Here is a 19,073-nt window from a genome sequence, read left to right as displayed (position 1 = left end):
AGTTGGGAGAAGATTTACAATAAACCTAAGATACTTAATCTATAGGTGAAAGGAAGTTATCCCGACTATGGCAGCATTAAAACCGGCAACAGTTGCTGAGTTAACGGCGGATACGGGTGAGCATAAAGCACATAATCCCGCTATAGTGGTTTTAATATTAGGTTTTTTAGCAGGTGCTTACATTGCCCTAGGATATCTATTGTATATACGAGTGATTGCTGCGGCCCCTGAAGCATGGGGGAGTATGAATGGACTCATTGGAGCGCTTGTTTTCCCCATCGGACTTACGCTGGTCTTGATTGCAGGCGGAGAGTTGCTCACTGGGAATATGATGGCATTATCGCTTGCTCGGTTGGCGCGTAAAATTACATCGCGAGAAGTATTTTGGAATTTAACACTGGTTACAATTTCGAACTTTGTAGGGGCTGTTTTTGTAGCGTACTTGTTTGGTCACGTACTGGGATTGACAGGCCAAGGTATATACCTTGATAAAGTGGTGGATTTGGCAGGACATAAAATTGAGGAGTCTTTTCTGCAAGCTTTTGTTTCTGGTATTGGCTGTAACTGGCTGGTTGCTCTAGCCGTTTGGCTTTCTTATGCTGCGGATTCAATGAGTGCTAAGATTGTTGGAATCTGGATTCCGACAACCGCTTTTGTCGCTTTAGGATTTCAGCACGTTGTAGCTAATATGTTCCTTATTCCCGCAGCGATTTTTGAAGGGCACTTTACTTGGGGGCAGTATTTCATGAACTTTATTCCTGTCTGGCTTGGAAATCTGACGGGCGGAGCCATCTTTGTAGCTGCAGCATATTATGCTGTTTATCTCCACAAACCAGCTAGTACTTCAGTAACGAAAGAAGAGGCAGAGCCTCCTGTGAGTTCGAGTCCAGCAGCAATGCAGTCCATTACTGAATAATGTCTTACATTACAAAAAATAAACGCAGGAAATTAATTTCATAATATGAAATTAATTCAGGACTAAAAAAAATCCGCCATGGCCAGATTCGGGGGAACGAAACCTGTTCATGACGGATTTTCGGGAGTGGTCCATGATATGGCATGTGGAGGAGGTCTTTTGCCTGTCTCATAATGCCTTGATCTTCATTACCCGCCCTTATATAGGGTGAAACATCAGAGATTAAAAATTTTCTCATGATACCTTCTAAGCATCAGTGAACGGTTCAAATCTGTTCACTGGTGTTTTTTTTTACTTTTTTGCACATCGATTATGCCAGCGTACGCAGAAACTTTGCTTTACGAAATCTCATGACAGAATTATCATAAAGGATATGTTTGGAACAAACTAGAAAAATGTAGAAAGATGCAGAAAAATGCAGAAAGATAATGATCTAAATTCATATGCCAAATAGACTTCATAGGAGAACCTGACATGAGATGGCTCGATACGTATCCAAAGGAAATAAAAGTTTTTTTGATTGCTAGTCTGGTTAATTCAACAGGCAGTTCGCTCATGTGGCCGCTGACTACAATGTATGTATTCGATGAGCTGGGCCGGAGCATGACACAGGCTGGTTTTGTTATTCTGATTCAATCCATCGGCGGTATTGCCGGTCAGCTTCTTGGAGGGGCGCTGTATCACCGGGTTGGTGTGAAGAAATTGATTGTAGGAGCACTTCTATTTAATGCGCTAGGACTCTTTACACTGCCTGTCATTAGTCAGACTTGGTGGCTGTTCGTCACCATGATGGGGCTGATTGGACTATTTAACTCGATGTCGCTGCCGGCGATTCAAGCATTTGTCGGTTTTCGATTTGCTGAGCGGCGCGGAGAACTGTTTAATGTCATTTATGTGGCACAGAATATCGGGGTTGCGCTAGGGACGGGACTCAGCGGTTTTTTGGCAGACATCTCGTATCATCTGAGCTTTATTGCGAACGGAATTACTTCAGCCGGATTCGGGCTATATTTCTTTTCTTATCTAAGTAAGGTCGATCATCAGCAAGGCGAAGTTTATGTGCCTAAGAAACAGATTTCTTCCCAGATAAAAAAGGAAAGCACCTGGCAGTTACTGCTTAATCTGCGGCTGTATTTATTTCTCAGTTTGGGTACGCTTTTCATTCTGCTCGGTAATTCGATCTGGAATACAGGGGTGTCGCCGTATATCATCTCCGAAGGTATGGAGAAGAAAGCTTACAGCTTGCTATGGACATTAAATGGAATTCTTATATTTGTCGCTCAACCTGTGACTTCCTTTCTTAAAAAGACGATTGCTTCTACGTCCACTGCCCAAATGACAGTCAGTGCCGTGCTTTATACTGCGGGTTTTGCTGTCATTGCTCTATTTCAACATTATCCGGGTATGATTCTGGCCATGATCCTCATAACGCTTGGTGAAATGCTGATCTCTCCTGCTACACCTGCTTTCATCTCTGATCATGCGGGAAAGGCGGCACCTTTTTATTTGGGTGTCTCCGGTGGTATTGGTGCGATAGGAAGAGTCGTTGGTCCTTATGCAATGGGCGTCATGTTTGATGCCGGGGGACTAGCTCCCGTTGCCTTTTTTGCAACGATTACGGCAGGAATCAGCATTATTATGTTTATAATTCATGCTCGTATGAATGCTGCCAGAGTGCTTGCTTATGAGCAGGGAGAGCAGCATACTACTTTTTAGTTTTTATAAACCACTTGTGCTAAACCTATTACGGTAGAGATGCGGCTATCGGACAAGAGTCGGAAAATGTCATCTTTTAACACCTTATGTCTCGGATTTTGTGCTGTATTGTCTAGTGATGTATAGCATGTGGTAGAATAGGAAAAATACATTTAATTGAATCAACGTTATGAAATTGATTCACTTGCAAGAAGAAAGGTAGATCGCAGATGGTATTAACCAGAGAAGCTCTGACGGTGCGCAGATCGAACCTACAGGATGCAGCGCAGCTGATGGAACTGGATGCTCTAATATGGAACGAGCATAATGCACCTGCACCCGTACTTTGGAAATCGAAAGAAGAATATTTACTGGCATCGCCGCCAGGAAATCAGTTCATTGCTCTGAAGGATAACAAGCTTTGTGGATATATTGGATATAGACCGCCTACCTCCTTGATCAGCAACAATCATGTATATGAGATTCATATTGCGGTACATCCGGCTTATCAGAGGCAGAGGATCGGCAAGTCACTTATGGACTCGATGATCGAACATGCGAAACGTGAAGGGATCCGTAAACTTCGTCTGCGTGTTTTATCCAGCAACCTTGCTGCACTTGCTTTCTATAAACAGTGTGGGTTTGTGGAAGAGGGAAGGCTCAGCTCAGAGTTCTACATCGCAGGAGCGTATGTTGACGACATCTTAATGCGGTATATGCTATAACCGCCAACCAAAAGAGGCTAACCTAATTGCCAAGGTCAGCCTCTTTCTCATTTGTATGAAGTCTTGTTCTAGTTCAAAGAGACATACTGGAACATCTTAATTGTTATTTTGCTTATTTGAATGGTCTGAATGATCTGTTTTCTGCCGGGTTATAGCTATGTTTTGTTGTCGACCTGCTGTACTTCGGTTATCGATAATGGAGTGCTGTGATTTCTCTGTGTTTGAAGCGGGTTGACCGCTGCTGGCATAAGGACTGGTGCTGACAGCCATCCCAATGGTTAACATCATGGCAAACGAGCTTGACATGACCCAATTCGATACTTTGTCATTCATTAATAATACCTTCCCTTCATTCGCGGCTATTTAAAGATAACCCAATAGAATGAGTGAGGCATGAATGCAGCCTTAAGACTAGATAAAATATAAAAAGCATTCTGCGTAACCGAGCGGGTTAGCAAAATGCCTGTATACATCATAATTCATCTTTATATGTAGGAAACGTAAGCGTTGCTGATTAACGAAGTAATTTCCACTCACTCTGGAGCATGCCGTATACAGCATGGTTTACATAGCCGAGCGGTAATTTCTCTGCTTGACGGATAATACCTTCAAGAACAAATCCGAGTCTTTCTGGAACCCCGCGGCTGCGATGGTTACTCGTAGCACAGCGAATCTCCACTCGGTTCAGATCCAGATCCAGCAGTGCATAATCAACCAGAGCGCGGCAAGCTGAGCTCATGATCCCTTGCCCCTCATGAACTTTACCAAGCCAATAACCAATACCTACGGTACGATTATGCCAATCGATCTCATGAAACCCGATGACACCGGCAAGTTCACCTTTTACCCAGATTCCTGCAGTAAAGCCGCCGTTATCCGCCGCTTGGCGAATCGCATTTTTGATAAACTGAACGGTGTGTGTTTCTTCTGTTACATTATCCACCCACGGAAGCCATTCCCGAAGCCGCTCACGAGATTTATCTGTCAAACTATACAAGGCTCCGGTATGCTCCATGGACAGGGGTTTTAGTTCAATATCATCGTCTAACTTGTACGCAAACATGATCAAACCTTCCTTCTAATTAAGATCATAGAAATCAAAGTAAAAGAACATATATGAGACAAAGGCTAACTTAAAAAACAAGAATCAACGAGATAATTTGATGCTTTTCTCTAGAGCATAAACATCCTCTTCTAAGGAGATCATTCGCTGATTCAATAATACTCGGCAGTCGCTTAGGGCTTGATTGTATACATAGGGTGAGAGCTGTGTCATGAAAAAATCAAGAACTCCATCTGCCGCCAAATCACCGATGGTTTCTCCGCGTTCTGTTTCAAAATAAGCTTGAATTAATCGTATCATTTGATCCTTCTGTTCTTTGGGCAGCTTCATCGCTTTCATAACTAATACTCCTTTAACACCTCATTTCCTTCATGCTACCTTATATTAAGCTTGTCGTCAAAAGGCGAGAGATGCTGTAGTTATACCTATTTTAAGAGATGGAAGTTCAATCGATTTATGAACAATTCGCTTGCTTCAGGTTATCTGTACCTGATAACTTGGGAATGCTGATCATAAGGGGTAAACTGCTGTTCAAGGGTCTCATCTATAATGGATATGAACGCAGCTTGCCGTTCCTCGTTATCCTATATTATTGCTGAATAACGCCTGAAAAGGTATATTTAATAGAAGGTATTTTTTGAACTACAGAACTTATTACGTAAAGAAAGGTTGATCATCATGGAGAAGCCGTTAACACCCTCCAATTTCATAAAAAATGTGATCTCTGAGGATCTTCGTACAGGAAAAGTAAAAGAAGTGGTGACCCGGTTTCCTCCGGAACCCAATGGTTACCTTCATATTGGACATGCCAAAGCGATTTGGATTAATTTTGCCCTCGCTGAGGAATTTGGCGGGACGACAAATCTGCGTTTTGACGATACGAACCCAGCTAAAGAAGATACGGAGTATGTAAACTCAATCCGTGAGGATGTAAAATGGCTTGGATATGAATGGAAAGAGAATCCATTTGCATCCAACTATTTTGAAGAAATGTACAACCGCGCCGTAATCCTTATCAAAAAGGGACTTGCTTATGTGGATGATTCCAGTCCAGATCAAATCCGTGAAATGCGCGGAACTTTGAAAGAACCGGGTACAAACAGCCCTTACCGGGATCGCAGTGTGGAAGAGAACCTTGATCTATTCACTCGTATGCGTAACGGAGAGTTTAAAGACGGAGAGCGTGTGCTTCGTGCCAAAATCAACATGGCTTCGCCGAATATCAATCTTCGCGATCCTATTATTTACCGTATCGCTCATATCCCGCATCATAACACAGGGGATAAGTGGTGTATCTATCCGATGTATACCTTTGCTCATCCTATAGAAGATGCAATTGAAGGAATCACTCATTCCCTTTGCTCTCTAGAGTTTGAGGACCAACGTCCATTTTATGACTGGGTGATTGAGCATTGTGAACTTGAAGCGAAGCCGCATCAATATGAGTTTGGCCGTTTGAATCTCGCTCAAACTGTAACGAGCAAACGGAAGCTGAAGCTTCTCGTCGATGAGAAACATGTAGACGGATGGGATGATCCGCGGATGCCGACGATTTCTGGTCTGCGTCGCCGTGGTTATACACCAGAAGCGCTGCGCGAGTTTGTCTATGAGACTGGAATCTCGAAGAGCCAAGGACTGGTTGATCTCGGAATGCTGGAGCATTTTATCAGAGAAGACTTGAAACTGAAGGCACCGCGTACGATGGCAGTACTTGATCCGATCAAAGTGGTGATTACCAACTACCCAGAGGGACAAGTCGAAATGCTTGAAGCAGAGAATAACCAAGAGAATGAAGAGATGGGCAAACGCGAGATTCCTTTCTCCCGTGACATTTATATTGAGCGTGAAGATTTCATGGAGAATCCGCCGAATAAATACTTCCGCTTGTTCCCAGGGAACGAAGTTCGCCTGAAGCATGCTTACTTTATTAAGTGTAACGATGTGATTAAAGACGAAGAAGGTAACATTGTGGAGATCCACTGTACCTATGATCCTGAAACGAAGAGCGGCTCTGGATTTACCGGCCGTAAAGTAAAAGGAACGATTCACTGGGTAGAAGCGACTCAAGCAATTCCTGCGGAATTCCGTTTGTTCGAACCACTCATTAACAAAGAAGAACCGGAAAGCGATGATGAGTTTGAGGAAGAGAAGGAAGCAGGGGAACCTGTGGAGAAATCATTCCTTGATGAACTGAACCCGAATTCGCTTACGATTGTTCAAGGTTTTGTGGAGCCGAACATGAAAGATGCAAAACCACAAGATAAGTTCCAATTCTTCCGTCATGGATACTTTAATGTGGATCCTAAATATTCAGAGCCAGGTAAACCGGTATTTAACCGGGTAGTATCTCTGAAGAGTTCCTTCCACCTTCCAAAAGCATAAGAAAATAAAAATAAGCCCCCTTTCTGTTTTTGACAGAGAAGGGGCTTTTGTTTTTCATTTTGTTTTATAGGTCGATGCTATGTTATCAACTAGATTTGACATTGTAGCTCGATGGAAGCGGAGGCTGGTAACCGTATCTGCGTACAATATAGTACATTATACCAAAACCAACGGTTCCCACAGCAGCCATGAATACGCCAACCTGGTACATAACGGACGCTCCAAAGTTCTGGAACATAAAACCGCCAAATATGCCGGCGATCACACCTGAAATTCCACTCCAGGAAAGCGTGTAGAGCGCTTGTCCAGAGGACCGATATGGTTTTGGAATAAAGAGCATGGTCAGCTGAGTTCCTACATAAAAATATCCGCCAAATGTAACCGCATGTAGCAGCTGGATAAAGGCAATCTGCATCGGAGTGGTTGCCAGTGCCATCAGTTCCCATCGCAGCGCAAAGAGCAGACTGACGATCGTGAGACAAGCGAGCATGATGGTCATTTTCCGTTTCAGAAAACGGTCGAATAATAGAAAGACAACAATCTCCAGAATAGAAGACATAAATACAGCGAGACCTACCATTTGTTTGCTTCCGCCAAGTTCGGTAATGTACAAGGAAATAAACGAACTATTCATTGCATTTGGAATGGACACAAGAATTCCAAGGATCACAAATGTCATGAAATAGGGATTCATGATAACCTGAGAGAATCCGCGCATCGTAACAATCGGTGCATCGGATGATCGCTTAAGACGAGGCAGAAGAAGCGCAAATCCAAAGGCTACGATGAGCAGAACACTAAAGACCAGGGACATTTGCGAATCTCCGAGCCTGTCCATGATCGGCCCTGCTATAATGGCAGTGAACGCCCAGCCCATGGAACCCCATATACGAAAGGAACCAAATTTATAGTCTGTTCCATCAATATAGGTCAGAATCATACTGTTCGTCTGTGCAAATAAGGGACTCTGAAAGAAATAGTAGAAGATCATTGCTGTAAAAATAAGACTGTAGCTCTGCGCAAGGAATACCGCTTGTACAAACAACAGAGTACCTGCCACCATAATAAGTACAGTCTTACGGATGTTCTGTGTACGATCACTCATATACCCCCAGAAAGGGTTGGCAAACAGAGAAACAAAAGGACCAATTGCCATCAGGCTGCCGATCTCGATTTTCGTCAGACCGATATCTTGAAGATAGATTTGAAAGAAGCTGGTAAAGACTGCAATGGCTCCATAGACAAAGAAATTATACAGCTTCAGCTGCGAAAAAGAGGACGTACGCAAAGGTAAGCCATTCCTTTCGGTAGAATCATATATTTTGGCATAAATTCATGTTTTGTTTACACTTTAGCACGTAATTGTAAGGGGATACAATTTATTTTTATTCTAAGATGTTAATGATGTGGATAATAGGTGAACAGTAGGTGGCCCAATGTTCGTTATATAGTATCTTTAAGAAGGAACGTAGTCCTTATATTTTATTAAGAACGGAGAGGTTTGGCAGATGAAGATTGCAGGCATTGTTTTGGCTGGCGGGGCATCCCGGCGTATGGGAACGGATAAAGCTGCACTTGAGCTTGGAAGCAGCAGTGTCTTAGACATCATAGCGGGAGAGCTGTCCAGCATTACATCCCAAGTCTATATTGCAACAGGATCCGTATGTAGAGAAGAAATGGCTTCTGAGTATATAAAGGTAAACGATATTTATCCGGGAAGCGGCCCGCTAGCAGGGATTCAAGCAGGGATGCTTCGGGGAGAAGCCGATCTGTATGTGGTTGTGTCCTGTGATATTCCTTTGATTCGTGCAGAATTATTATCTGCAATGGTGGAGGTATTGGAGGTCATTCTTGATTCGGGGATTCAGGCGCTGGTACCCCAGATTAAAGGCCAAATTCATCCCCTGGCAGCAGTGTATCATCATAGCATGATAGATACGCTCGAGGCTCAGCTTAGGGAAGATAATCGCAGGGTAAGAGATGTGCTCTCTAAGCTTTCCGTTCGTTATGTAACCGAATCTGAGCTGGAAGCGATCACGGGCATTCCTGCTGCGCGGATTGAAGAGATGTTTATCAATATGAACGAGAAAGAAGACTATGAGCGGGTAAAAAAAATATACGGCTCTAGAGGTCAGAATCAGTAAGCAGATAAAAAACATGCCCTTAAGACATGAAATTATATCCCGAGGTTAAAAGGACAAATTCATTACTTTAAGGACATGTGCTGTAAAGATTCTTCTGCGTAGCTGCCGTTTTTTTAGAAATTAAAGTGATCTGGGTCTGCTCCTGTTCTTTCATCTTTGTTCATCGCATCAATCATCACCATTTCATCCGGGGTTAATTCGAAATCGAAAATTTGCATGTTTTCTTCAATCCGGCTTGGCGTTACTGACTTAGGGATGGTTATAATGTTGTGCTGAATATCCCAACGTAAAATAACTTGAGCCGGGGATTTTCCGTATTTCGCTGCGATTTCCTGAAGTACCGGATCGTCGAAGAAACCTCCTCTAGCAAGTGGCGACCAAGCTTCTACATAAATTCCCTTCGATGAACAGTATTCACGAAGCGGTTGTTGACTAAGCAGTGGATGAAGTTCCACCTGATTCACCGCAGGAACAATCTCTGCATCCGCAAGCAAATCATCAAGATGATGCGGCTGGAAATTGCTTACGCCAATCGCGCGAACATGTCCATCTTTATAAAGCTTCTCAAGAGCTTTATATGTCTCTTTGTATTTTCCAGGGACTGGCCAGTGAACGAGATAAAGATCTACATAGTCAAGACCGAGTTTGGTGAGGCTTGTCTCAAAAGCTTGCAAGGTAGAGTCATATCCTTGATCCGAATTCCATACCTTTGTCGTGATAAATAGATCTTCTCTAGGAATGCCAGATTCACGAACTGCTTTTCCTACACTTTCTTCGTTCTGGTATACTGCGGCGGTATCGATGCTTCGGTAACCTATCTTGATCGCATGAGAAACAGCTGATTCCGCTTCTTTGCCTTCCTGAGCTTTATAGACGCCTAAACCAAGCTGTGGCATCTTCACACCGTTATTAAGGGTTACTGTATTTTGTAATTGATTAATGGTCATGGATGTTCCCTCCGTTAATAAGAATCAGTTTTTGCTAGTATTACACCTAGAAGGGGAAGTTAACACAGCACTTCTTATACTTTCATGCACATACATATAGTTTCTCATTTATTGTAGACTCAGGCTAGGATGTAAGCAAGTTTGTCTGTGCTTTTCCAAGTAAAATCATTTGGATAGAATGAGACGTGCCAGCGTCATGATTCCAAGTTCCAATTCTGTTTCAGATGCATAAGCAAATGATAAGCGGATGTGATCCTGATCAAACCGGTCATAGATAGATCCTGGGTTCAGCAGAACTCCTTCGGCAAGGGCTCTCCTGAACAAGATTTCTGGCCGAGTCCCATTTGGTAACTTTAACCAAATATAAAACCCGCCTTGCGGCACATTCCACTCCGCTGCACCTGCCAGATTTCGGGCTAGTAGATCCAGGACCAGATTTCTTTTACGGATTAATGCTTCTCGAACCTCAGCCAAGTGAACATCGTGATATCCTTCTGTAAACCAAAGTGCAGCCGCTTCCTGTGCAAGACTGCTCGCACCATAATCGGTTTGCATCTTAATATCTGCAAGACGCTGTATGACGGTTTCTGGTCCCGCAACCCAGCCAATACGAAGACCTGGACTTACACTTTTGGACAGAGTGCCCATATGTAATACATAACTTCCTGGATCACGAGCTTTCAGAGATAGAGGAGGTTTCTCGTCAAGCCATAACTCTGCATAGGCATGATCTTCGAGAATAGCTAGTCCGGTAGCCTCAGCAGTCTGAATGAGTTCGGTTCTTCTCTTGTCACTCATCACTACTCCGCTCGGATTCTGAAACGTGGGTATCGTGTAAAGCAAGGATGGGCGGTTTTCGCGAATATAGCGCCCCAGTTCTGCGGTAATTAGACCTTCCTTGTCCATAGGCATGCCGATCATTCGAACTCCTGCAGCCTGAAAGGCGTGAATTGAATAGAGATAGGATGGTTTTTCTACAAGTACAGACGATTTTCTGGGTAAGAGTCCCATGGCTATCAACTGCATCGCTTGTAATGAGCCTGAAACGATAATAATCGATTCTGGTGAAGCCTGTATTTGCTGATCTGCCAAATAGCTAGATATAGCTTGTCTGAGTTTGTAAGACCCTAAAGGTTCCAAATAGCCAAGACTCGGTGCATGCTGAGCTAACTTTTCATAGATCTTCTGAAAATAGGATTGAGGGAGCAAACCTTGTGCCAATTCACCTGTACCGAGACGAATGATGTCACAGCGGTATTCCGACTGATTAATGATCTGAACCTCTGGGAGATTCGGATAATGATGCCCGCTTTCCACATAATCTTCCCAGTTAAGAAGAGGAGTGGACATACTATTCTATCCCGCACGAGAAACTTTGGTTCCTCCGCCGTAGTTTGTATCGATGAGCCCTTCAGAATGAAGCCCGTCCAGTGCTGCAATGATTGTACTTCGATTGACTTTAAAAGCGGCTGCTAATGCACGCTGAGAAGGAAGACGCATCCCGGGGGTCCATTCTCCCTGCATTATTTTTTGCTTGATGTATTCTTTAATCTGGTGATAGAGGGGTTCAGGCAGCAGCGGATCAGGAGTGAAACGGATCTCTAGAGCAGGTTTCATAGGACATGGCACATCCTTCCATAAGGGTGATATGGACTGTAATATACCATTTGGTTGGTATGCTATACAACCAAATGGTTGGGTACAGGTTGTTCTATATGAGATAGGATGGAGCAAGGAAGAAGTTCATTACATTCTGGGAGTAGAGAGGATAGGTCGTGAAATGCACGGAGCAATTATTCATGCACTCATTTTGGCAACAGGTCTTATTTTACCGCTCGGGGCACAAAATGTATTTATATTTAATCAGGGAGCAACTCACAAACACTGGACAGGGTCTTTACCAGCGGTGATTATGGCAGCTCTATGTGATACGGTTCTCATTGTACTTGCTGTTGGAGGGCTGTCTCTCTTTCTGTCGGACAAAAGCGTGGTGACCCAAGGAATATATGCGGCAGGTTGTATTTTCCTGTTATATATGGCCTGGACACTTTGGCAATCGGGGGATGGGGCAAAAGGAAAGCAGCAACCACTGACAAGTCGTCAGCAGATTCTTTTTGCTCTATCTGTGTCGGTGCTTAATCCGCATGCCATTTTGGATATTGTAGGAGTCATCGGAACGAACTCTTTGCAGTATGAGAGTAAGGAGCTTATCGCCTATACAGCAGTCACTATATGTGTATCATGGGTGTGGTTTGTTCTGCTTGCTGCGGCAGGAAGAAGTATGGGGAGATGGGATCAGACAGGGAAGGTATCCAAGTGGCTTGGCAAAGGCTCTTCGCTTATGATGGCTGGGCTGGCTGTTTATATGATGTATTCCTTTGTACAAAGTTTGTAGTGTAAAAAAGAAGCTTTCTCTAGCAAATATAAAATTTGCAGGAGAGAAGCTTCTTTTATTATTCTAACCATCGAAGTGCATTTTCTATGTTAGATTCTCTATTTTATTGCAGTCCTAAAAATGGAATCTGATGAATAGATGCAGTTACTTAGAAATTAAAGTTATCTGGGTCTGGGCCTGTTCTTTCATCTTTGTTCAGGCTGTTTATTGTATTCATGTCTTCTGCAGTCAATTCGAAGTCAAAAATCGCTGCATTTTCTTCGATACGGCTTGGTGTAACGGATTTAGGAATTGTAATCGCATCATTCTGCAAATGCCAGCGAAGGATGACTTGAGCTGCTGTTTTGTTATATTTTTTTGCAATCTCCTGAATCAAAGTATTATCCAGCAGTTTACCATTACCAAGTGGTGACCAGCCTTCGAAATGAATTCCTTTGGATTTGCAGAATTCGCGGAGTGGTTCTTGTGTAAGATACGGGTGGAATTCGGACTGATTGACCGCAGGAACCGTTTTGGCTTCGCTCAGCAGATCTTCCAGATGATGAATATTGAAATTACATACCCCGATCGCCCGGACTTTACCATCGCTGTATAGGCGTTCGAGCGCTTTCCACGTATCTTTATATTTATCTTTTACCGGCCAGTGGATCAAATATAAATCGAGATATTCAAGACCGAGCTTTTCTAAACTGGTTTCAAAAGCACGAATGGTAGCATCATAGCCATGGTCTGCGTTCCATACTTTGGTTGTAATGAAAAGTTCCTCGCGAGGTACACCGGAATCTTTAATCGCTTTTCCGACACTCTCTTCATTCTTGTATGCAGCAGCTGTATCAATTGCACGATATCCGTGCTGAATGGCATGTTTAACGGCAGCGTAAGTTTCTTCTCCGTCTTTCGCTTTCCATACCCCAAGACCGAGCTGAGGCATTTTCACACCGTTGTTAAGGGTAACTGTATCTTGCAAGTGAGTAATGGTCATAGATAATCCCTCCGTTAATAGATTCTTACTATTATTACACCTATATGGATTAAGCAACGCAGCGTCTTTTAACCTTTACTTTCATGCGCATGCATATAGTTTCCTGTTTATTTTAGACTTTAGGTTAAGTGAAAGCAAGCTAGTTCACACTTCATACGCAAACAAAAGGCCCCTGGAGGCCTTTTGTTTGTGTTAGAAAGTATAGGGATTTGAATGCTGCTGTTTTGAAAACTACGGGTAGATCAAGGTTCTTAATCTAATCCCTCAGCCTCAGCGTTTTGTAAAGGCAGAATAGGGAATAACAAACTTAGGCATACCTTCCGCAAAGGAAGTGTACTCGTATTGCGTGAAGTAGATAACGATCCCATCACGGCTTAGGAAAAAATCACGATCTGGTTCAATCGTCTTGAACGGAGCAATCAGAGGCAGTTTACGATCAGCAATTTGTTTCTTTATTTGCTGATTGATGATCGAAACATAATCCAACCCGCCGCCTGCGGCTTCTTTCAATGTGAGCAGATCGCCTGTCGAGAGGTCGAAGGTATATGCTTCGCGAACGGTATCACTGTGCGCCCCTCCTAAGTAGACGGAGTAATCTGCATAGATGCTTAGCAGTCCCTTTTCGTTATATGTGACGGTAAATCGTCCGTCGAAGCTCGGACGCCGAATCGAAGCATTCGGATCTTTAGCCAACAGGGAGTTATTTTCTTTGACGACGGGGTCCATTTGTTTGGATCCAGCTGAAACGAACCGATCGGCTTCTTTTTTCAGGAACTTGTTGATTTTTTGCTGTACCTCGGCATTTTTATACCCAGACAGGATGGGGTAGAACACAAGCAGAGATTTCTCCTCACCATCTGCCCCGATCGTTTCCGCAGTAATGGAGAGCGCATTTTCCGATATGGCTTTGAGTCCGATGGTCTTTGATTTATTTTCGTATGTCACCTCGTAACCAAAGCTCTCTGACAAGAAACGAAGCGGAAGGTACGTTGTGCCGCCTTGCAGGATAACCTCGGGGCCTAAAACGGGCTGGCCATTCAGAACGTAAGAACTATTTTGGAGACTAATATCCATCGTTCGTTCTCTTCCCGTCACTTGAACGAGTCGGGTAGAAGGAACGTACTTCGTTTTTAATCCTAACGAGGTGTTTAGACTCCGTAGTGCAATGTACGTCGATCCATTTTTGTTGATCGTGCCAATGCGAGAACTTTCCCCTTTAATCTTAAAGGGCTGGGAGATAACCGGGTATTTTTTAACAGCTGCTGAAGCGTCGTCTGTGGATATATAGGCTGCGATAGGAAACACCATAATGGCGGCAAGTGATAAAGTCAGCGCCCGAGAACGCCACCCCTTTTTTTGATTAATCAATGAAATCACTACCCTTTCCTGTATTGACGTCGTTACACTGTAATAAACGAGACCAAAGATAGAAAGGTTACGGATAGGAATAAAGGTTACTGAATCAGGTTTACATGTTCATTCCTGATGAACAGATATTTGCTGCTCCAGTTTGGTTACATCTTCTGTTGATAGGACACCGGCCATAGGTTGAAGCGCTGCTGAAGTGCCGCATGCGGCACCTTGCCTTAGAATCGCCTGAATGTCATTTGGGTGTTTCAGAGCAGCTGCCACCATGCCTGCTACCATAGCATCTCCGCTGCCGAGCGGACTTACGATGGAGACGGCAGGAACCTCTACGCGGAATAAGGTATCTGCTGACGCAGCTACAGCTCCATCCGCACCGAGAGAGATAACGGCAAGCTTCGCACCGGCTTTTACTAGCTGTGCAGCAGCCATCTTTGCCGTATCCGGGGTGAGCGTGGGTACCCCGGCATAGCGGGCCGCCTCTTCTGCGTTGGGCTTCACCAGGTCCGGCCCGCCTTGCAGCCCTTGTGCGAGCGCCTCGCCGCTTGCATCGAGCGCGGTGCGCGCACCTTGCGCCTTCGCCAGAGCGATCAGCTCGGCGTACAGCCCAGCAGGGCAGCCTTGCGGCAGGCTGCCCGAGAACACGACCCAGGCGGAGCTTCGCGCCAAGGTCATTACTTTGCGGCGCAGCGCCGCAAGCTCATCGCGGGTGACCGGCGGCCCCGCCTCGATGAGCTCGGTCTGGGTGCTGGGTGATGACCCCAGCACCGTAATGGCCAGCCGCGTTTCTCCGTGCGCGGCTTCTACAAAGTCGGCTGCGATGCCTTCGCTGCGCAGCCCATCCAGCACTTGCCGGCCCGTGTGTCCGGCAACGATACCCGTGGCGCCTACAGGGGCTCCTAGTAGGCGCAGTACCCGGGCGGCATTAATGCCTTTGCCGCCTGGGACAGTAATCGCATGTTCAGGGCGGTGAACCTGATCGAGCTCAAAATTTGGCAGGATGTACACTTTGTCTAGTGCAGCATTTAAGGTAACGGTGGTAATCATCAGTGTAGGCAACTCCTTAATCGATATGGATTCTTTTATCATACAGGAAGGCTTGAAAAGATTCCGCTATGCTTCTTCTTAAACGTAAAAAAGAGCACTGAATACGCGGGGTATTCAGTGCTCTTACACTTTACAAACGATTCAATTAACAAGGCCCTTTAAGGAAGGTAATTAATCTAATCTTCAATCCGTTTTTTCTTAAATTTCATTAAGAATTCGTACACGATCGGTACAATAACGAGCGTGAGCAGTGTAGAACTGATGAGTCCGCCAATTACCGTAACGCCAAGACCTTTGGAAATAATACCTGCACTGTTCTCCCATCCAAAGACAAGCGGGAGAAGAGCTCCAATGGTAGCCAGGGCTGTCATGAGAATCGGACGAAGACGAGTTGAACCTGCTTCAAGCAAGGCGTCTCTTGTAGACATGCCTTCGTTTTCCTTGTGAATAACGCGGTCAATGAGCACGATCGCATTCGTGACAACGATACCGATCAGCATCAGCGCGCCCATCAAAGAGGATACGTTTAATGTTTCCCCAGTAACAAGCAAACCGATTAATGCACCAATCACCGTAAATGGCAGGGAGAACAGAATGGCAAATGGAGCAAGTCCGCCGCCAAATGTTACGACAAGTACAAAGTACACGATCGCGATCGCAGCCAGCATAGCAAGACCGAGCTGAGTAAAGGTCTCGTTAATTTGTTCGGTTACCCCGCCAAATTCAACATGAACCCCTTCAGGTAAATCCATCGCATCAACCGCTTTTTCAATGGAAGATGAAGCAGAACCGACATCGGAAGCGAGGATGCTGGCCGTTACCTGTACGACCATATCACCGTCAATACGCATGATGGAGTCAGGAGTCGTTCCTTTTTCCACGGTTGCTACCTCTCCAATTGGAACTTCAATACCAAGCGGAGAAGTGATCGTTTCTTTTTCAATCGCTTCAATGCTTCCATATTCTTTACTGTCTGTTTCAATGTAGACTTTGTAGGACTTACCGTCCACTTCGACTTCAGTTAGTACCGGACGTTCTCTTTCTGGACTAAGTGCCATCGCGAGTTGTCCAGCAGTAAGTCCGAGAGAGCTGAGTTTTTCTTGATCAGCTACGAGGGTATATTGCTCATATCCTTCTGCTAGAGAAGATTCCGCATCTTCAAAGTTTGCTGTGTCGTCTTGTACCACTTTTAGAATATCATCAGCAACAGGTTTAATTTGATCGAGATTGTCACCGAAGACGCTGACTGTCAGTGTGCTGCCGCCCATAGCCCCAGCAGCCATATCCAGTGTTGCCCATTCACCTTCTGGTACACGTTCTTGAAGTCCAGTCAGTATCTTTTCGCTTTCCTCACTCACGTTGACACCATCTTTAAAGATGACATAGAACAGACCCGAGTTGGAGGAACCCATACTCATCGGATTACCGCCGCCAACAGAGTATTGCATACTTTCAACACCGCTTGCATCAAGAATGAATTTCTCAACGCTTTGTGTACGTTCTTCCACCGTTTCTTGTGTTGCCCCTGGTTCAGGGCTGTAAGTAACAAGAGTATAGTTGGTTCCTTGCTCTGGCAAGAAACTAATGCCGATAAAGCGAGTAAGGAACAAGCTGCCCACGAGCAGAACTACTGCTGCCCCTACTGTGATGAGCTTATGATTCAGTGTCCATTTCAAAATTCGAGTATAACCGCCTGCCAGTCGGCTTGGCTTATGCTCATGGTTCTTTTTGTTTTTCAGTCCGCCTCTAAAGAGGGAGTGAGCCATGGCAGGTACGATCGTGATCGCTACAACAAGGGAAGCGAGAAGTGCAAAGACCATCGTAAGTGCGAACGGCATAAAGAGTTCACCAACCATACCACTAACTAGTGCGAGCGGAAGGAATACCGCAATGGTAACAATGGTTGAGGACATAATCGGTACAAACATCTCACGCGTAGCCGCACCGATCAATTCTCTGCCTTTCAGTTTCTCTCCTGGTAGAGAGAGACGTCGATAAATATTTTCAATAACAACAATAGAGTCATCGACTACCCGGCCAATCGCAACCGTCATTGCTCCGAGCGTCATTACGTTAAGCGTAATATCCATTAGATAGAGTACGGTTAAGGCAATCAATAGAGAAAGAGGGATCGAAATAACGGAAATAATCGTCGATCTCCAGTCTCGCAGGAAGAGTAGAATGATAAGTACCGCAAAGATGGCACCAAATAAAGCTTTGGATAACATCGTATGGACGGAGTCTTCAATCGGTTGTCCCTGATCAAGAAGAATATCGACATTAATATGATCGTATAGTTCTTCCAGTTCAGCGGAAGCCTCTTTTACTCCGTTAACAACATCAACCGTGTTGGCATCATTTGCTTTTACAATGGAGAATCCGATTGATTCTGCACCGTTTGTGCGGGAGATTGACTCTGCTTTACCGATGACTTCAATAGAAGCAATATCGGAAAGTTTAACCGTAGGTATGCCTGTCATTTGTGCTGCAGCAGCGCCAGCATCTGGCATCGTTGCAGAGCCGTTTCCTTGCTCGGGACCAGATGTGTTTCCACCAGCTGCGCTGCTCGCATCAGCACTACCCGCAGCATTGCCTTCACCTGAACCGGAAGGAACGACAGGGATCTCCAGGTTCTTCAGATCATCTACGTTAATAACATTGCCGTCTACAACAACAGCTTTCTCTGAATCTTCCATCGTGAACAGACCTAGAGGAACACGCAAAGAAGAGGCTTGAACCATATTTTGTACGGTTTCTTCTGTTAAACCAAGTTCATCCATTTTCTTTTGGTCGAATTTCAGAGAGACTTCTCTAGTGTATTGACCGGAAACTTGAACGGATGCCACACCATCCACATCTTCAAAGGCAGGTGCAATCTCATTCTCTGCAAGACGAGTTAGGTCTTCGAGAGATTCGCCATCTTTACCAGATAAGCTTATGGAAGCTACCGGGAAAGAGTTCATACTGAACTTGGAGATGGTAGGCTTCTGAGCATCATCGGGAAGCGGAACGTCGTTTAGCACTTCGCGTACCGCAGCCGTCGCATTGTCCAAATTTGTGCCATAATCAAATTCAATCATGACAGAAGAAACATTCTCCATTGATGTAGACGTAATACTCTTAATGCCATCTACATTTCGCAGGGTTTCTTCGAGAGGCTTGGTTACATCCTCAACGACACCTTCCGGGGCTGCCCCTGGATATACCGCAGTGATGTTTAGGAACGGAATGTTGATATCTGGAATCGTTTCTTGCTTCATGGTCAAACCGCTGTACAGTCCGCCAAAGGTCAAGATAATGGTCAGAATCCAAATCGCTAGCTTGTTTCTTAGTGAGAAATTAATTATCCCTTTCATCCGTAGGTTTCTTCTCCTCTCTCATTCACAAAAAATATTCATCTTATATAATAGCG

17 protein-coding genes are annotated in these 19,073 nt (G+C 44.6%); 6 read left to right on the top strand and 11 right to left on the bottom strand.

Going from position 1 to position 19,073, the window contains the following annotated elements; translation table 11 throughout:
• Positions 1–67 precede the first annotated feature (67 nt).
• The 3 genes from PV403_RS09560 (at position 68) to PV403_RS09550 (ending at position 3,336) form a co-directional block, all read left to right on the top strand.
• Positions 68–916, top strand: a complete 849-nt coding sequence (locus PV403_RS09560) for a formate/nitrite transporter family protein (RefSeq protein ID WP_332084418.1) — start codon at positions 68–70, stop codon at positions 914–916.
• Between the two features lie 474 nt (positions 917–1,390).
• Entirely contained in the window at positions 1,391–2,632 is a 1,242-nt protein-coding gene (locus PV403_RS09555) for an MFS transporter (RefSeq protein ID WP_332084417.1), read from the top strand.
• 209 nt (positions 2,633–2,841) lie between these two features.
• Positions 2,842–3,336, top strand: coding sequence for a GNAT family N-acetyltransferase (locus PV403_RS09550; RefSeq protein ID WP_332084416.1), 495 nt, complete (start codon positions 2,842–2,844; stop codon positions 3,334–3,336).
• 96 nt (positions 3,337–3,432) lie between these two features.
• Here the strand turns inward: PV403_RS09550 and PV403_RS09545 are convergent, their stop codons facing one another.
• From PV403_RS09545 to PV403_RS09535, 3 genes are all read right to left on the bottom strand, one after another.
• Positions 3,433–3,669, bottom strand: coding sequence for a hypothetical protein (locus tag PV403_RS09545; RefSeq protein ID WP_332084414.1), 237 nt, complete (start codon positions 3,667–3,669; stop codon positions 3,433–3,435).
• Positions 3,670–3,850: 181 nt separating this feature from the next.
• Entirely contained in the window at positions 3,851–4,399 is a 549-nt protein-coding gene (locus PV403_RS09540; RefSeq protein WP_191800635.1) for a GNAT family N-acetyltransferase, read from the bottom strand.
• Between the two features lie 84 nt (positions 4,400–4,483).
• The gene (locus tag PV403_RS09535; protein ID WP_160032678.1) at positions 4,484–4,738 is read right to left on the bottom strand and encodes a DUF2164 domain-containing protein; all 255 of its coding nucleotides are present in this window, start codon (positions 4,736–4,738) and stop codon (positions 4,484–4,486) included.
• Between the two features lie 339 nt (positions 4,739–5,077).
• Here PV403_RS09535 and PV403_RS09530 point away from each other — a divergent pair, with 339 nt between their 5' ends.
• Positions 5,078–6,781 (top strand): glutamine--tRNA ligase/YqeY domain fusion protein, encoded by a 1,704-nt coding sequence (locus tag PV403_RS09530; protein WP_332084412.1) that lies wholly within the window; start codon positions 5,078–5,080, stop codon positions 6,779–6,781.
• Positions 6,782–6,866: 85 nt separating this feature from the next.
• Here PV403_RS09530 and PV403_RS09525 read toward each other — a convergent pair whose 3' ends face one another.
• The gene (locus PV403_RS09525; protein ID WP_332084411.1) at positions 6,867–8,069 is read right to left on the bottom strand and encodes an MFS transporter; all 1,203 of its coding nucleotides are present in this window, start codon (positions 8,067–8,069) and stop codon (positions 6,867–6,869) included.
• Between the two features lie 220 nt (positions 8,070–8,289).
• Here PV403_RS09525 and mobA point away from each other — a divergent pair, with 220 nt between their 5' ends.
• Positions 8,290–8,925, top strand: a complete 636-nt coding sequence (mobA, locus tag PV403_RS09520; RefSeq protein ID WP_332084410.1) for a molybdenum cofactor guanylyltransferase — start codon at positions 8,290–8,292, stop codon at positions 8,923–8,925.
• A gap of 113 nt (positions 8,926–9,038) precedes the next feature.
• Here the strand turns inward: mobA and PV403_RS09515 are convergent, their stop codons facing one another.
• The 3 genes from PV403_RS09515 to PV403_RS09505 all read right to left on the bottom strand — a co-directional run bounded on the left by PV403_RS09515 (position 9,039) and on the right by PV403_RS09505 (position 11,489).
• Entirely contained in the window at positions 9,039–9,866 is an 828-nt protein-coding gene (locus PV403_RS09515) for an aldo/keto reductase (protein ID WP_332084605.1), read from the bottom strand.
• Positions 9,867–10,037: 171 nt separating this feature from the next.
• Positions 10,038–11,222: an aminotransferase-like domain-containing protein gene (locus tag PV403_RS09510; RefSeq protein ID WP_332084409.1), complete on the bottom strand. Its 1,185-nt coding sequence runs from the start codon at positions 11,220–11,222 to the stop codon at positions 10,038–10,040.
• A gap of 6 nt (positions 11,223–11,228) precedes the next feature.
• Positions 11,229–11,489, bottom strand: coding sequence for a winged helix-turn-helix domain-containing protein (locus PV403_RS09505; protein ID WP_332084408.1), 261 nt, complete (start codon positions 11,487–11,489; stop codon positions 11,229–11,231).
• A gap of 163 nt (positions 11,490–11,652) precedes the next feature.
• On the opposite strand from PV403_RS09505, the gene PV403_RS09500 reads away from it, so the two are divergent.
• Entirely contained in the window at positions 11,653–12,267 is a 615-nt protein-coding gene (locus PV403_RS09500; RefSeq protein ID WP_332084604.1) for a LysE/ArgO family amino acid transporter, read from the top strand.
• Between the two features lie 148 nt (positions 12,268–12,415).
• Here the strand turns inward: PV403_RS09500 and PV403_RS09495 are convergent, their stop codons facing one another.
• The 4 genes from PV403_RS09495 to PV403_RS09480 form a co-directional block, all read right to left on the bottom strand.
• Complete coding sequence (locus tag PV403_RS09495; protein ID WP_332084603.1) at positions 12,416–13,243, bottom strand: aldo/keto reductase; 828 nt, start codon at positions 13,241–13,243, stop codon at positions 12,416–12,418.
• A 276-nt stretch (positions 13,244–13,519) separates the two neighbouring features.
• Positions 13,520–14,617 (bottom strand): stalk domain-containing protein, encoded by a 1,098-nt coding sequence (locus PV403_RS09490; protein ID WP_332084407.1) that lies wholly within the window; start codon positions 14,615–14,617, stop codon positions 13,520–13,522.
• A gap of 108 nt (positions 14,618–14,725) precedes the next feature.
• Positions 14,726–15,661 (bottom strand): 1-phosphofructokinase family hexose kinase, encoded by a 936-nt coding sequence (locus PV403_RS09485; protein WP_332084406.1) that lies wholly within the window; start codon positions 15,659–15,661, stop codon positions 14,726–14,728.
• Positions 15,662–15,837: 176 nt separating this feature from the next.
• The gene (locus PV403_RS09480) at positions 15,838–19,017 is read right to left on the bottom strand and encodes an efflux RND transporter permease subunit (protein ID WP_332084405.1); all 3,180 of its coding nucleotides are present in this window, start codon (positions 19,015–19,017) and stop codon (positions 15,838–15,840) included.
• Positions 19,018–19,073: the final 56 nt, after the last annotated feature.

Origin of the sequence: Paenibacillus sp. GYB006, from assembly GCF_036577645.1 — a bacterium.
Taxonomy (GTDB): domain Bacteria; phylum Bacillota; class Bacilli; order Paenibacillales; family Paenibacillaceae; genus Paenibacillus.
This window is presented reverse-complemented; position numbering and strand designations above follow the sequence as displayed.